We start from the raw sequence: 14,103 nt of genomic DNA, 5'->3' as shown, positions 1-14,103 counted from the left end.
CGCCGCCGAGGACCGGGAAGGGTCGCACTCTGCCGTCTGCAAGGTGTTTGTCCAGCGACTGTTGTGTGGCGAAACCGGCTAAAATCCCTGTCGTGTGAAACGTGTCATGGCCGCTTAGGGTGTCATTTCGCCCTCTACCGGAACCGCCCCAACGTCGGCGCCTCTTGCTCGATATGATCCCACAGACGGTTCGAGATCGGCCCGTGCGGCCGGTCGCGGCGGCGCGCCACCACCAACTCCTCGGTACGGCCTGGCAGATGGCGGCCGGCAATGGATTGCAGGCGTCCGTCGCGCAGCTCATCCTCGATCAGGAAGCGGGGCATGTGGCCCCACCCGAGGCCCTGCAGGATGATTTCCTTCTTCATCCCCTGATCGGCCACCATGCATTGAGGCGCACCCTCGATCATGAAGTAGTCTTGTTGCGGCGAATGGCGGGCCGTGTCGCGCATGACACATTGGGTGAACGCGTGCATCTGATCCGGCGTGATGGGGTGCTTGATGCGCTCCGGCAGAAAGCCCGACGCCACTACCGGAACGAATTGCACCTTGCACAGATCGATCCATTCCACCCGCGGATCGCTCTTGTCGATCCAGTGCAGGATCAAATCGGCTTCGTCATCGAAGAGGCGCTCCCACGGGCCGCCCACCGCCTCGAAGTGCAGATGCAGGCGTGTGCCCGGACACTGGGCGAAGAACCGTCCGAGCATGCCCAGTGCCTGCGGGCGCGGGCAAAGGTCGCCGATCACCACATGGATCTCGGTTTCTTCGCCCATTGACAGCTGAGCAGCATGAAGCCGCAAGCCTTCCAGCTCGCGCAGCAGCGATTGTGCCCTGCGATGGAACGACAGCCCTGCCTCGGTGGGGCGCACGCGATAGCCGCTGCGATCCAAAAGAACGAGGTCGAGTTGCCGCTCCAGCTTTGCAACGGCGGCGAACACCGCCGGATGCGAGCGATGCAGCATGGCCGCCGCAGGCTGGAAGCCGCCGCAGCGGACAACGGCATCGAAGCATTGCAGGTCGTGCAGGGTGAATTCGGCCATGTCAGCTTCTATTACAGAGATCGTCCTATCTTTGTAATATCATCAAAGCACGCCGCGGCTAGGCTTTGCCACATTCAACGCTCCAAGAAGGAAGGTGTATTCACCATGAATGAGCTGGATTTCGTGACCGTCGGCGATGGCACACGCATCGCCTACCGCATCGACGGCGACGCCGGGAAACCCGTGCTGATGCTGTCGAATTCCATCGCCACCACACTGCGGATGTGGGACATGCAGGTCGACGAGCTGTCGAAGCATTTCCGTGTTCTGCGCTATGATTTTCGCGGCCATGGAGGGTCTAGCGTTCCGGCCGGCGCTTATTCGCTCGACCGGCTTGGCCGCGACGTGATCGAGTTGCTCGATGCCCGGGGCATTGAACGCGTACACCTCCTCGGTCTGTCGTTGGGCGGCTTCGTCGGGCAGTGGCTCGGCATTCAAGCGCCCGAGCGGATCGAGCGCTTGATCCTGAGCAACACCTCGTCCTATCTCGGACCGGCAAAGCAGTTTGACGAGCGGATTGCCGCCGTGCTGCAGGCGCCGGACATGTCGGAAACCGCCGAGATGTTCCTGGGCAACTGGTTTCCTGCGCGTATGCTGGCGGCCAACAAGCCCGTCGTCGAAGAATTTCGCGCCATGCTGCTGGGCATCGACCGGCAAGGCTTGGCTGGCTTGTTCGCGGCGGTTCGCGATGCGGACCTTCGCCGAACCGTAGCGCTGATTTCCACGCCGACGCTGGTGATCGCCGGCCGGCACGACACTGTGACAGCCGCCAGTCACAGCGAGCTGATCGCGGCGACGGTGCCCGGCGCGAAACTGGTTGTCCTGCCCGCGGTTCACTTGTCGAATGTCGAGTACCCCGCCGAATTCATGGAGGCCGTGCTCGGTTTTCTGCGCTGAGCCGGAGCACGGCGGGGATGCTGAGCGAATCCCCGTTTCGAACATCGCCCGCATGGACCGCAACCTATGATGCGCTAGCGCGCAATGCAGGCTAGACTGGGCAACATCGATAGCGAATGACGGCTGACATGGAACTCAGCATTCGCCCATTGACGCCCGATCTGTGGCCGGCGCTCGAGGATCTGTTCGGTGACAGCGCCGTCTGCAGTCGTTGTTGGTGTATGTACGGGCGGATCGGTCGTTCTTATCGAAAGCGACCCGGCGAGGAAAACAAGGCAGCGTTCCGGCAAGCCGTCCAGCATGGTCCGCCTCCAGGTTTGCTTGCTTTCGACGGCGATATGGCTGTCGGCTGGTGCCAGGTGACGCCGCGGGATGCCCTGCCCTGGCTCGATCGGCTATGGCAGCTCAAGCGCGTGGATGACAGGCCGGTCTGGTCCCTGTCCTGCCTCTACGTGCGAAAACAATACCGCCGGCGGGGCGTAACATCCCAGCTGATTGCACAGGCTCTGGAAATCGCAAGGCGCGCAAACGCTCCTGCACTCGAAGCCTATCCTTTCGACGCCGACGTATCGCCGAGCGCTTCCGGCAGCGGATATGCCTCCACCTTCGCGCGCGCCGGGTTCAGGGTCGTCGCTCGCAGGACGCCCGCCCGCCCAATCATGCGCTATGAATTCAAGCAGTGATGGGTCTGGCTGCCGTCGATGGCAGAACCGCTTCAGGTCAGGTGCCAGTCGCTTTTTTCACAAGCAATGCCGGAAGCTCCGATGATGGCGGCGGTCCGCGGCGTCTAGGCTGGGCGAAAATTCAGGGCCATCTTATCCACCATGCAGACCTATGACTTCATCATCGTCGGTTCCGGCTCGGCCGGCTCGGTCCTGGCCGAAAGGCTGTCGGCTTCCGGCCGCTTCTCGGTGCTGGTGCTCGAGGCCGGCGGCAGCGACCGCCACTTCTACGTGCAGATGCCGCTCGGCTATGGCAAAACCTTCTTCGACCCGGCGGTCAACTGGAACTACAAGACCGAGCCGGATCCGGGCCTGGCCGGCAATGTCGACCACTGGCCGCGCGGCAAGCTGCTCGGCGGCTCGAGCTCGATCAACGCCATGGTCTGGATCAGGGGCGCACGCGAGGATTTCGACGCCTGGGCAGCGGCCGGCAATCCCGGCTGGGGCTTCGACGACCTGCTGCCCGCGTTCAAGGCGCTGGAGGATAACCAGGCGGGCGCCGACCAATGGCGCGGCGTCGGCGGGCCGCTGCACGTCACCGACTGCTCGACCTCCGTCCACCCGCTCACCAAGCGCTATCTCGCCGCCGCCAGCCAGGCGGGCCTGCCGCTCAACCCGGATTTCAATGGCGCCTCGCAGGAAGGCGCCGGCGTCTACCAGATCACCACCAGGAACGGCCGCCGCATGTCGGCGGCGCGCGCCTTCCTGCGCCCCGCGATGAAGCGCAAAAACGTCCGCGTCGAGATCAATGCGCTGGCGACAAAAATCCTGTTCGAGGGCAAGCGTGCCGTCGGTGTCGAGTATCTCCAGAATGGCGCCACGAAAACCGCCCGCGCCGGCCGCGAGGTCATCCTGTCGGGTGGTTCGGTCAATTCGCCGCAACTGCTGCAGCTTTCCGGTGTCGGCCCGTCGGCGCTTCTTGGCGCGCTCGGCATTCCTGTCGTTCACGCCAACGAGAATGTCGGGGCAAACCTGCAGGACCACGTCGGCATCAATTATACCTTCAAGGGCAGGCTGCCGACGCTCAACCAGATCCTGCGCCCGTGGTGGGGCAAGCTGATGGTCGGCATGCAGTACGTGTTTTTGCGGTCGGGCCCGCTGTCGCTGTCGATGAACAATGCCGGCGGCTTCTTCCGCACCGATCCGGCCACGGCACGGCCCAACATGCAGCTCTATTTCCAGGCGTTTTCGACGGTCATTCCGAAGAGTGGCGAACGGCCGATCCTGACGCCCGACCCATGGCCGGGCTTTTCCATCGGCCTCTCGAATTGCCGTCCGTCGAGCCGCGGCGAAATCATGATCCGTTCCGCCAATCCGCGCGATTATCCCAGAATCGTCGCCAACGCCTTTTCGACCGAGGCAGATATCGCCGAAATGCTGGCGGCGGTGAAATTCGTCAGGAAGATCGCCTCGATGCCGGCGATGGCCGAGATCATCGAAGAGGAGGTTTTGCCTGGTCCCTCGGTCACCTCAGATGCGGATCTCATTCAGGATTTCAGGAAGCGCTCGGGCACCGTCTATCACCCGGTCTCGACCTGCCGCATGGGGCCCGACCCGGCGCGCGCCGTCGTCGATCCGCGCCTGCGGGTGCACGGCATCGACGCCTTGCGCGTCATCGACGCCTCGATCTTTCCCGACAACATAACCGGCAACACCAACGCCGCCGCGATCATGACCGGATGGAAGGGCGCCGAACTGGTTCTGGAGGATCAAAAATGAAAATCACCGACGTCAAGACCTGGGTTGTCGGCAATCCGCCACCCGGCATCGGCGGCAAATATTTCATTTTCGTCAAGCTCACCACCGATGGCGGCGTCGTCGGCTATGGCGAGGCCTACAACGCCACCTTCTCGGCCCACGTCACGGCGAAGATGGTTGAGGACATGGCCGAGCGTTATCTGATCGGCCGCGATCCGCACGACGTCGAAAATTTCTTCCGCCGCGCCTATTCGTCCGGCTTCACCCAGCGCCCCGACGTGTCGGGAATGGGCTGTTTCTCGGCGCTCGAAATCGCCTGCTGGGACATCATCGGCAAGGAGGCCGGCAAACCGGTCTACAAGCTGCTTGGCGGCCAGGTGCACGAAACGCTGCGTTCCTATACCTACCTCTACCCGCACAGCGGCAGCGTCCACTCCGAGGACGCCCGCGGCAAGAACGTCTACAACGATCCAGATCTGGCCGCCGCCTGTGCGCTCGAATATGTCGAGCAGGGTTTTAATGCGGTCAAGCTCGACCCGGCCGGCCCTTACACCGCCTTCGACGGCCACCAGCCGCGCCTCGTCGACATCGACCTCTCCGCCCGCATGGTCAAGGCGATCCGCGAGGCGGTCGGCACCAGAGCCGACATCCTGTTCGGCACGCACGGCCAGTTCACCGCTTCGGGTGCGCTGCGCCTCGCCCGCGCCATCGAACCCTACGATCCGCTGTGGTTCGAGGAGCCGGTGCCGCCCGACATGCCCGAGGTCATGGCTCAAGTGGCGCGGGGCACTTCGATCCCCATCGCAACAGGGGAAAGACTGACCACGAAATTTGAATTTGCCCGCGTCATCGAGAACCGTGCGGCGACCATTCTGCAGCCCGACCTTGGCCGCTCCGGCGGCATTCTCGAAACCAAGAAGATCGCCGCCATGGCCGAAGCCTATCACATCCAGATCGCGCCGCACTGCTATTGCGGGCCGATCGTCGGCGCCGCCAACATCCAGCTCGCGGTGACGCTGCCCAACTTCCTCATTCTGGAATCGCTGAAGCAATGGGGCGGTTTTCACGAGAAGCTGCTCAAGAAGAAAATCGAATGGCAGGACGGCAACGTCATCCCGTCGAAGGAGCCAGGCCTCGGCGTCGAGCTCGACGAAGCCGTCTGCGAGGCGCATCCCTGGACCGGCAAGGACCTGCATTTGCAGATGATGCAGACGCCGTTGATGCCGTGATCTGTCGAGCGGGCGACAATGTCACACGATTTCAACGTGTTGGACGTAGGGCTGGAATCACCGCCGAAAGAACTTGAATCGATCCCTCAACGGCTTGATTCAATATCTCAGCGTCAACGCACCGGGCAGGATCTCGAAGGTCGCCGGTATGCGACCCGGCGATTCGCCGTCTATGTCGATCAGCGCGGCGTTCTTTTGCAGATCGCCGAGCGGCTCGACAACCACTTTCTTGCCGCGCAGGATGGTGATCGCCGGATGGTTGCGGTGCCGCCCGCCATAGAGCAGGCGGATGTCCCAGATCAGCTTCAGCTTGCCGGCGGCGCGCAGGATGACGATGTCGAATTCGCCGTCGTTAAGCTCGGCGTCGGGCGCGATCATCATGCCGCCGCCGAAGAATTTGCCGTTGGCCACCGCCACCAGCGCCATGCGCGCCTCGACCGGGGCACCGTCGTCGACGGTGATCGCAACCTCCTGGAATCGATAGCGGAGGAACTCCCAGACCGTGCGCCAGTAGAACAGCGCCTTGGCCGAAACCTTGCCCTTGCGCTTGTCGGCGTTGACGGCACGGTCGGTAGCTCCGGAAAGCCCGAGGCTGGCGATGTTGATGAAATGGCGGCTGGCCAGCGCGCCGTGGTCGTCGACATAGCTGATGCAGCCGGCATCGACCTTGCGCGGCTTGGCCTCGGCAATCCGCTTCAGCGTCAGATCAACATCGTTCGACAGGCCGAGCCCGCGGGCGAAGTCGATGCCGGTGCCGCAAGGCAGCAGCCCGAGTTCGGCCGTCCGGCCGCTTTCCCGGAAAGCCTTCAGCAGCCCGTCGGCGACCTCACTGGCCGTGCCGTCGCCGCCCGCCGCGATCACCAGCTCGAAGCCGATGGCGGCAAGGTCGAGCGCCAGCCGTTCGGCATCGCCCTCGGCCTGCGTTTCACGCAGCTCGAAATCGCCGAAATGTCTTTTCAGCGAAGCCGCAATCTCGGGCCAATGCCGCTTGAGCCTGCCGCCGCCGGCGATCGGATTGAGAATCACCGCGACCTTCAAGCCTGCCTCCCCAAGGCCATCGAACACGCCTTCCAATCATTTGCCGGCATTGAAGCCCGCGCCGAGCCGCGGGGCAAGGGACGAATGCTCAATAACGCGGTTTCGGCATCGAGACGCCAAATCCCGGCAGGCGGTCGGCGTCGAAGATCGGCAATTCGCTCCAGTGCCGGACTCAGTCCCCGATAATCCCGCTATCCACAGGCTCGCGGCAGTTTCGCCAAACACTTACCCGGCGTACATTAAACCCATCTCAGGCGGCTACCGATCGCCATGCCGAAAGGCAAAGCGGAACGGGGATTTCCTGAGGCCCGTACGGCCCTGAACGAGAACAGGCTTGCCTGTTGGAGGGATGGACGCCGAGACCTACGGGGCCGCGGAAAGCGTGCGAACGCCGACGGCGGACCGATGCTGCCATGAAGGACGGCAAAAACCTTCGATGGCGCGCTGGGCAAAGCTCGCAAGAGTGGAGACCGGCGTGGTCCGGAACGGACGCTGCCCTCGGGTGGCGACTGGCAGGACCGTCAAAATCAAGGCCGGCATGGCGCGACATCTTTCGGGAGTTGCTGCCGCGACCGTGTCCTGATCTGACAGGGAGGCGCTGGGAGAAATCCCGGCGCCGACTGTCTTTGTGGCCCCGCCTGACGATTTTGCCGGCGACGCTTCACGCTGCGCCAAAATCAGCTACTATCCATTTGCCGTCGGGGACCGTTTAAAAGGGCTAACGGCAGGGGGACATTTCATGACGCTCATCCAGAAGCTTGCTGTTGCCTATGCTTTCCTGTTCTTCGGTGTTGTTGCGATCGGCTATGTGCCGGCCTTCAACGATGCCGGCGGCAATCTGTTCGGCCTGTTCTCGCTGCAATGGTATGACGATTTGCTGCACGCCTTCTCCGGCGTCTGGGCGCTGGCGGCCGCCTTCATCTCGCACCGCCAGGCGGTGTTCTATTTCAAGCTGTTCGGCTCGGTCTATCTGTTTGACGGCGTGCTCGGCCTGGTCACCGGTTCCGGCTGCCTCGATGGCGGCATCTTCATCAACGGCTTCCGCTCCCTGAACGACATCGAATTCCCGGCCCGCTTCTTCGCCAACCTGCCGCACATCGTCATCGGCGGCTTCGCCGTCTATGTCGGGTTCTGGCTGTCGAAACGTGTGTACGACCATTTCGCCACGGCCTGACCGGCCATGTTCCTGTTCCGCTGGCTGAAGCGCATCATCAAGGCGATCCTCCGGCTCGTCGTCATTGTCGTGTTGATCCCGATCGCCGGGCTGGCCTACGGCTTTCTCACGACGCCGTCGCTGGACACAACACCATTGCCGGGCGTCACCGAGGGTGCCCCGCCGAAGGCGCTGGCCGACAAGGTCCGTGCCGAGATCCCCGGCTACCAGCGGCCGGAGGAATCGACCTTTCTCACCTATCCGGAATGGGCCATCGTCTACGCCGCCCGCGAATATGCCGGCTTCGTCGACAAGAACCAGCCGAGCGGTTTTCCCTATCTCTCCTATATCGGTCGCTTCTGGCAGGACTATGCGATGGTCATCCGCGCCAGTTCCACCTACAAGTTCAACCTCGACAACCACCAGATGCTGGTGATCATCGGCACCAGCCACACGATCGAGCACGCCATCCAGTGGGCCTATGAAAATACGGTCGGCCGCGTCACCGAAGCGACAGCCGGCAAGCGCACCGCGGTCGACATCTACCAGGCCAAGGTGGCGGCCGAGTATGCCGGTTTTCTAGACCAGGTGCCGTGGTACCAGTTCCCCTATGCCGAAAAGCGCGCCGGCCTGTTTGCCGTCGAGCCGGCAGCGGACGACAGCGCCGTCCGCACCAGCGAACGCAAGCTCGCCTTCGGCCTCGCCGACACCATCAAGCAGGGCTACGCCGATCTGATCAAGTCGGCGCTCGCCGCCACCACCGACCCGGCCTTGCTCGACATTCACGTCTGGGCCAAGGGTCCGGTCAGCGAGGTGACGCGTAACGAGCCCGACACCTTGCTGGAGCGCGATCTCGGCGCCGACGGCACGGTCTTCGTCACCAGGCGCTACCAGGTGTTCACCGACATGATCCCGCGCCTGATCGGCAAGGGCGTCTCCTTCGTCGAGATCGGCGGCAATGACGAGATCATGGTCACCATGCTTTCCAATGACGAGATCAATGTTCCCGAAGGCGCACGCACCTTGTTCAGCTACCCGCTTCCGGCGGAACCCTCCACGCGCCGCACCGGCCTGACCGTCGCCGTGCGCAAGCTGCACCTCGTGCTGCCGGCGCTGATGACGGCGGGCGCCAGGCTCGAGCACGTCTACGACTACTGAGGCCTTTCGGTCACAGCCGGCCCCGGCAAGACGTTGCGTGATGCTCCGCCACGCTCATTCCACAATCGCGGCCAAATCCCGCCTTGTTCCGCAACGATTGATGATGCCGTAGCAATTTGTCTTGCGCACATCGCCAGGCAACTCGGAGGGACAAGACCGTGATAAAGACCGCCCTTGTCGCCATGACCATCGTCGGCTGCGATTGCGACGCCAGGCTTTGCGAATATATCGGCGAGACGCCCGCCAAATGGTCGACCATCGCCGAATGCGAAGCGGCGATGAAAAGCCAGATGCTGCACGAGCGCAATTTCGATTATCCGCTGGTCTCCGGCATCTGCCGGACACAAAACTCGTCTTCGTCATCGCAGCTCGCGGCGACCGCTTCGGAGCCCGAATTGACGACGGCCAGCACGGCCGCGACAGACCCGCTGCCACCGGAGCTGAGCCATCGGCCCAGTGCTGCCGTCGGAACGCAGGCCACGGCGACGGAAACGGAAGCCGTCCGGCCGGTCGCCTATGAAGCGGCGGTCGATGGCGGCCCCGCCGTGCTCTACCGCACGAAGGCCGGCTACGCCGTGGTCAAGACCGATCTCGGCCGCGCCGCATCGGCAACGATCGGCATCGCCAGGCGTTCGGCGAACTGGCTGGCGGCGAAGCTGCCTGACGGTCTGTAGCCGCCGCTCAGGCCGTGCCGATCAATGCCGTGATGGCGCGATAAAACGTCGACGAAAACAGCTCTCCCGGATCGTATTGCCGCTTCTTCGCCAGGAAGGACGGCAGTTCCGGATAGGAGGCAAGCAGTTCCTTGCCCGTATAATGAAGCTGGTAGGGCAGGAAAAAACGCCCGCCATGCTTGATCGTCACATCGATCAGCGCCCTTGTCAGCGCCCGCATCCTGGCATTGCCGTCGGCGTCTGTCGGCTGATTGATGTAGAGCACCAGCGAATAGGCCGGCTCCGGCGCATAATTCAGCGCCACATCCTCCTTGTGGACGATGCGCACCGACGCGTTGAGCACCGGCAGGCCCTGGTTGCGCAGGATCTCGCGCGCTTCCGCGATGAACGGGTTATAGGCGGCGCGCGGGATGAAATACTCGTGCAGGATGTCGGTCTCGTCGAGCAGATCGTTGAACAGATAGGGCACGGAATCGTGCATCGGATTGTTGCGGGTGACGAGGCAGGCCTCGCCTTCGGCCATTGCCGTCGTCCGCGCCACCGTGCAGCTCTCGAATTGCGGCTCCAGCGTCTTTTCGGTGAACCATTTCAGCTCCTGGAACAGGCTGCCCCATTTCGCCAGGTTGATGATCACCCGCTTGAGCCCGACCGAACTCGGTTCGCCGATTGCCGGCTGGTCGGCCGGCGGCTGGTCGGCGACCTTGTCGTAGCGGTAGACGATCATATCCTCGAGGAAATTGCCCGGCGCAGTCGACAGATGCCCATAAAACAGGCCGATCGCCCTGTTTGGCTCCAGCACCTCGGCGAAGAACGTTGGAAAGTCGTCCGATTTGATGATCTCGCGCGAGGTCCGGTAGACGGCGTTGTCGACGATGTCGAGCGTCGCCTCCAGCACCACGCCGAACAGACCGTAGCCGCCGACGACGTGGCGGAACAGCTCGGTCTTTTCGGCCGGTGAGCAGGTTGTCACCGAACCGTCCGCCAGCATCACCCGCATCGAACGGATCGAGCCGGCAACGGAGCCGGCCTGGTGGTCCATGCCATGCGCGTTGACCGACAGCGAGCCGCCGACCGAAAAGATGTCGGTCGACTGCATAGCCTTCACCGCAAAGCGCGGGTGCAAAAGGTTCTGAATGTCGTGCCAGTGCGCGCCCGGCTGCAAGGTCATCGTCTTCGCCGCCGCATCGACGCTGACCTTGTTGAATTTGCGCATGTCGAGGACCAGTGCGTTGTCGTCGAAAGCGTGGCCGCCCATCGAATGGCGCACCGCCGCGATCGAGACCTTCAAGCCATTGGTGCGGGCAAAGGCCAACGCGCTCGCAATGTGGTCTTCCTCGCTGACTTCGATAACGCCGTAGACTGGCGTCATCGACAGGCCGCTGGCATCGTTGATGTCGCCGCCCTTGGTCAGCCATGGTAGCGCCGGATCGTAGGCTGGCGGGCCCTCCAGCGGCGTCTGAGCCAGGTCGATCCCGTCAATGTCGGCAATGCGCCCGGAATTCTTCTGCCCGGACGGACCGCGCGCCAGCCGCGCCACGGTCGTGCCGCCCCACAGCATCGCGCCGCCCACCACCGCCGCACCCAGCAGCAGCCGCCGCGACAGGCGAAACCCCTTGCGTTCTCCGATCATGAATCCCTCGCTGCCCTCAGAGATAGCGCGAGCTTCCGGCAAAAACCATAGCCGGAGTGCGTAGCAGAACTACAGCGGCAGTTGAGGCATCAGGAGCATTTTCTTATGGTTGCAATGAAGGTATTTTTCGCGCTATGATTGAAAAAGCGAACGGATCCATGATGATGCTGACCATTGTAAGGGCGCCCATTCCATGAAGCACGTGTCCCGCGCGATACTGTCCCTGATGCTAGCGCTTGCTCCGATATCCGCCGAGGCTCAGGACTCCAGTCAGGGCGAGGACAGCGTCGTCGCAGTCGCGCCTGACGATCCAGATATGGCGGCGGCGACTGCACAGGCACGTGCCAGCCTGGATGAATTCCTGGCACTATCCCAGACACCGCCACCTGGAACGGACACATTCAAACTGAAGGTGATGATCAAGGACGGAAATGTGACCGAACACTTCTGGGTCATCCCGTTCCAGCGGAACGAAACCGGATTCGTGGGGATATTGGCGAATGAGCCACATAGTGTCCACAACGTCGTGGCTGGCCAGTATATCGAATTCAACCGAGACGATATTTCCGACTGGGGATACACCAGAAACGGTCACCAGGTTGGCAGTTTCACCGTTTGTGTGATGTTCAGGTCGATGTCGAAGGAAGAAGTCGACTACATGCGTAGCCAACGCGGCTTCGATTGCTGACCGCCCAGCCGGACTAACCCGCCTCCTCGTCCCTCGCCCCGATCTTGCGCACCAGCGCCGCTGTCGCCAGGATCGCGCCCATGTCGGCGATCATCGGCGCGACATGCTTGGTGTAGTCGAGGCGCGTGGGGATATCCGGCAGCTCGAAGAAATTCCTTTCCTGCGGCAGCAGCAGGAAGCCGTCACTGCCGCTGAGCGCCACGCGTGCCGGATCGTTCGGCCGGGTCTCGCCGAGCCATTGCAGCGCCTGCGCCAGCCGGCCGGTCACCAGCGGCCGCGCCGCCTCGATGTTGTCGGTGCGGAACTCGTAGGCGGCATCGAGCTCCGGCACGCCGCTGGACAATTCCTGCATCTTGCTGCCGAAGATGCCGCGGAAGAAGCCGACGGCTTTGTTGGTCCGGCGCGCGGCGACCAATGTGCCGGGGAACGGCACGATCGTCTCGAAGGCGACGATGACGCCCTTGAACACTGCCGTCGTGCTCTTGCCCGTCCCTTCCCGTAGATCTGCTTCGTACAGCTCGAATGGAAACCCTTCGTAGCGGCCGGAAAAAACATCGTCGAAAGACTGTCGGTTGAACGGGCCAACCGTCTCACGCGGCAGGCGGTCGAACGAATTCGGCTTGACGTTGTGCCGATACTGCATGTCCTCGATGAAGCCGAAGACGATCGGCAACAGCGTGCTGCGAAACGACTGCTGCAATTTGCTCGCCGGCTTGATCGCCTGGAAATAAAGCAAGATCGCAGCCAGGAATCCGCCGATATAGAGGAACACATGCGGGGTCGAGAACCACTGCTCGTTCGGGTCGGCAACCCCGTTGAAGAGCCAGGCCACAAACACCACGAACACCAGCACCAGCCCGATGAAAAGTGGCACCCGCCAGCGCGTCCGGCGATGGGCCGAAGCTCTTTCGGCCTCATAGGCCTCGATGTTCTTCCTGAGGCCGGCGATCACCGCTTCGCTCGGCATGAAATCCGCAGTTTCCATCACCCACCGCCGCCACAAGCCTGCCCGCGTTGAGCATGATAGCCGGTTTGGTGGACCGCGTCAGCGCAGCCGTCAGCGCCCGGCACCGAAGATCGCATCGAGGCGGGCCAGAACCCTTTGCCTCGATTTTCCCGCCAGCGCTTCGACCGGGACCAGCCGCTCGTGATCGCCGGCGCGCAGCCGCATGAAGGCATGCAGCCGGTAGGCGGCGATGGCCCCGCGCGTGCCGGGATCGTCGCTGATGTCGACGACGAGAATGGCGCCGATGCGGCCCGGCCACGGCTGGCGCGCGAAGGCCGTGCCGATGAAATCGCCGAGCCCATACGCAACGAGCGTCTTGCCGATCCGCTCGATCGGCTGCACGACATGCGCATGATGTCCGGCGACCAGGCCGACGCCATGTTCGGCCAGAAGCCGCGCCAGTGCCCGCGTCTTCGCACGCGGAAAATGCCGGAATTCCCAATCCCAATGCGGTACCGCGCAGAGGAGATCGACACCCAAAGCGGCGTCGCGCGGCCATTGCGTCGGATCGCCTTGCATCGAGACTCGGCCCACGAACTGAGTCGCGCCGGCATTGCGCCACAAGGTAAAGGCGGCAAGGCCGATTGTCAGCGCCCCGACTGCAAACCGCTCTGCCGGAACCGCAGTGCCGATCGTGCGGATGCCGAGCCGCTCCAGGGCGGCGACCGTCTCATCGAAGCCGGCAATACCCTGGTCGAGAACATGGTTGTTGGCCAGCGACAGCACCAGTTTTTCACGCGAAATGCCGGCGGCGGCCAGCGCCTCGGCAAGGAACCGCTCGCTCATCGCGTGGTGCGTGCCAAGCCTGGTGCCCAAAACAGCGCTCGGCCGTTCCACCACCGGGCTTTCGCAATTGCCGACCACCAGATCGGCCGAGGCAAGCAGTGCCGCAATCGCCCGATCGCAGTCCGGCGCGCGGCGATTGGCCACCGCCGAGATATCGCCAACGAAAGCCAGCCGCACCGTCCGCGCCGGCAGCGGTTCGAGCAGGGCTGCGGCCGCCGGAGCAAAGCCGTGCGCGTCGCCATCGAGCGAAGGCCGGAGGAAGCGTGGCAGCCACGACAGTTTGTAGGAAAGCGGATAGTTCGACACGCGACGGCCCAATGGTTTGCCTTGTGTAGACCGCCAGCCGGATTGATTGAAGCGCAGACTGTTATCGGTGAACCACAG

The 14,103-nt window shown here is 63.1% G+C and carries 13 protein-coding genes; 8 read left to right on the top strand and 5 right to left on the bottom strand.

What is annotated here, in order from left to right:
• Positions 1 to 134 precede the first annotated feature (134 nt).
• The gene (locus tag RQ479_RS30900; RefSeq protein WP_376703517.1) at positions 135 to 1,040 is read right to left on the bottom strand and encodes a LysR family transcriptional regulator; all 906 of its coding nucleotides are present in this window, start codon (positions 1,038 to 1,040) and stop codon (positions 135 to 137) included.
• A gap of 105 nt (positions 1,041 to 1,145) precedes the next feature.
• Between RQ479_RS30900 and RQ479_RS30895 the strand changes: the two genes are divergently transcribed.
• The 4 genes from RQ479_RS30895 (at position 1,146) to RQ479_RS30880 (ending at position 5,586) form a co-directional block, all read left to right on the top strand.
• Positions 1,146 to 1,937, top strand: a complete 792-nt coding sequence (locus tag RQ479_RS30895) for an alpha/beta fold hydrolase (RefSeq protein ID WP_376703516.1) — start codon at positions 1,146 to 1,148, stop codon at positions 1,935 to 1,937.
• 149 nt (positions 1,938 to 2,086) lie between these two features.
• Entirely contained in the window at positions 2,087 to 2,620 is a 534-nt protein-coding gene (locus RQ479_RS30890) for a GNAT family N-acetyltransferase (protein ID WP_376703515.1), read from the top strand.
• Between the two features lie 141 nt (positions 2,621 to 2,761).
• A complete protein-coding gene (locus RQ479_RS30885; RefSeq protein ID WP_376703514.1) occupies positions 2,762 to 4,378 on the top strand; it encodes a GMC family oxidoreductase in 1,617 nt (538 codons plus the stop codon).
• Positions 4,375 to 5,586 (top strand): mandelate racemase/muconate lactonizing enzyme family protein, encoded by a 1,212-nt coding sequence (locus RQ479_RS30880; RefSeq protein ID WP_376703513.1) that lies wholly within the window; start codon positions 4,375 to 4,377, stop codon positions 5,584 to 5,586. Before RQ479_RS30885 ends, RQ479_RS30880 begins: the two co-directional genes overlap by 4 nt.
• A 99-nt stretch (positions 5,587 to 5,685) precedes the next feature.
• Here the strand turns inward: RQ479_RS30880 and RQ479_RS30875 are convergent, their stop codons facing one another.
• Complete coding sequence (locus RQ479_RS30875; protein WP_376703512.1) at positions 5,686 to 6,624, bottom strand: diacylglycerol/lipid kinase family protein; 939 nt, start codon at positions 6,622 to 6,624, stop codon at positions 5,686 to 5,688.
• Between the two features lie 739 nt (positions 6,625 to 7,363).
• Between RQ479_RS30875 and RQ479_RS30870 the strand changes: the two genes are divergently transcribed.
• The 3 genes from RQ479_RS30870 to RQ479_RS30860 all read left to right on the top strand — a co-directional run bounded on the left by RQ479_RS30870 (position 7,364) and on the right by RQ479_RS30860 (position 9,609).
• Positions 7,364 to 7,798: a DUF4383 domain-containing protein gene (locus RQ479_RS30870; RefSeq protein ID WP_023719157.1), complete on the top strand. Its 435-nt coding sequence runs from the start codon at positions 7,364 to 7,366 to the stop codon at positions 7,796 to 7,798.
• 6 nt (positions 7,799 to 7,804) lie between these two features.
• Positions 7,805 to 8,935 (top strand): hypothetical protein, encoded by a 1,131-nt coding sequence (locus tag RQ479_RS30865; RefSeq protein ID WP_376703511.1) that lies wholly within the window; start codon positions 7,805 to 7,807, stop codon positions 8,933 to 8,935.
• A 158-nt stretch (positions 8,936 to 9,093) separates the two neighbouring features.
• On the top strand, positions 9,094 to 9,609 hold the full coding sequence (locus tag RQ479_RS30860; protein WP_376703510.1) for a hypothetical protein: 516 nt from the start codon (positions 9,094 to 9,096) through the stop codon (positions 9,607 to 9,609).
• Positions 9,610 to 9,616: 7 nt separating this feature from the next.
• Here the strand turns inward: RQ479_RS30860 and RQ479_RS30855 are convergent, their stop codons facing one another.
• Positions 9,617 to 11,239, bottom strand: a complete 1,623-nt coding sequence (locus RQ479_RS30855; RefSeq protein ID WP_376703509.1) for an FAD-dependent oxidoreductase — start codon at positions 11,237 to 11,239, stop codon at positions 9,617 to 9,619.
• A 193-nt stretch (positions 11,240 to 11,432) separates the two neighbouring features.
• On the opposite strand from RQ479_RS30855, the gene RQ479_RS30850 reads away from it, so the two are divergent.
• Entirely contained in the window at positions 11,433 to 11,927 is a 495-nt protein-coding gene (locus tag RQ479_RS30850) for a YegJ family protein (protein ID WP_376703508.1), read from the top strand.
• 13 nt (positions 11,928 to 11,940) lie between these two features.
• Here the strand turns inward: RQ479_RS30850 and RQ479_RS30845 are convergent, their stop codons facing one another.
• Positions 11,941 to 12,912, bottom strand: coding sequence for a hypothetical protein (locus RQ479_RS30845; protein ID WP_376703507.1), 972 nt, complete (start codon positions 12,910 to 12,912; stop codon positions 11,941 to 11,943).
• Positions 12,913 to 12,984: 72 nt separating this feature from the next.
• Positions 12,985 to 14,025: a CapA family protein gene (locus RQ479_RS30840; RefSeq protein WP_376706050.1), complete on the bottom strand. Its 1,041-nt coding sequence runs from the start codon at positions 14,023 to 14,025 to the stop codon at positions 12,985 to 12,987.
• Positions 14,026 to 14,103 lie beyond the last annotated feature (78 nt).

Origin of the sequence: Mesorhizobium sp. ISC25, assembly GCF_042295465.1 — a bacterium.
Taxonomy (GTDB): domain Bacteria; phylum Pseudomonadota; class Alphaproteobacteria; order Rhizobiales; family Rhizobiaceae; genus Mesorhizobium.
Note: the sequence above shows the minus strand (reverse complement) of the source record. Positions and strands in the feature narration are given on the sequence as shown.

Excerpts from the sequence above, each read along its gene's own strand:
- RQ479_RS30900 (WP_376703517.1), bottom strand. The coding sequence starts at position 1,040 with ATGGCCGAATTCACCCTGCACGACCTGCAATGCTTCGATGCCGTTGTC.
- RQ479_RS30895 (WP_376703516.1), top strand. The coding sequence starts at position 1,146 with ATGAATGAGCTGGATTTCGTGACCGTCGGCGATGGCACACGCATCGCC.
- RQ479_RS30885 (WP_376703514.1), top strand. The coding sequence starts at position 2,762 with ATGCAGACCTATGACTTCATCATCGTCGGTTCCGGCTCGGCCGGCTCG.
- RQ479_RS30880 (WP_376703513.1), top strand. The coding sequence starts at position 4,375 with ATGAAAATCACCGACGTCAAGACCTGGGTTGTCGGCAATCCGCCACCC.
- RQ479_RS30870 (WP_023719157.1), top strand. The coding sequence starts at position 7,364 with ATGACGCTCATCCAGAAGCTTGCTGTTGCCTATGCTTTCCTGTTCTTC.
- RQ479_RS30865 (WP_376703511.1), top strand. The coding sequence starts at position 7,805 with ATGTTCCTGTTCCGCTGGCTGAAGCGCATCATCAAGGCGATCCTCCGG.
- RQ479_RS30855 (WP_376703509.1), bottom strand. The coding sequence starts at position 11,239 with ATGATCGGAGAACGCAAGGGGTTTCGCCTGTCGCGGCGGCTGCTGCTG.
- RQ479_RS30850 (WP_376703508.1), top strand. The coding sequence starts at position 11,433 with ATGAAGCACGTGTCCCGCGCGATACTGTCCCTGATGCTAGCGCTTGCT.
- RQ479_RS30845 (WP_376703507.1), bottom strand. The coding sequence starts at position 12,912 with ATGGAAACTGCGGATTTCATGCCGAGCGAAGCGGTGATCGCCGGCCTC.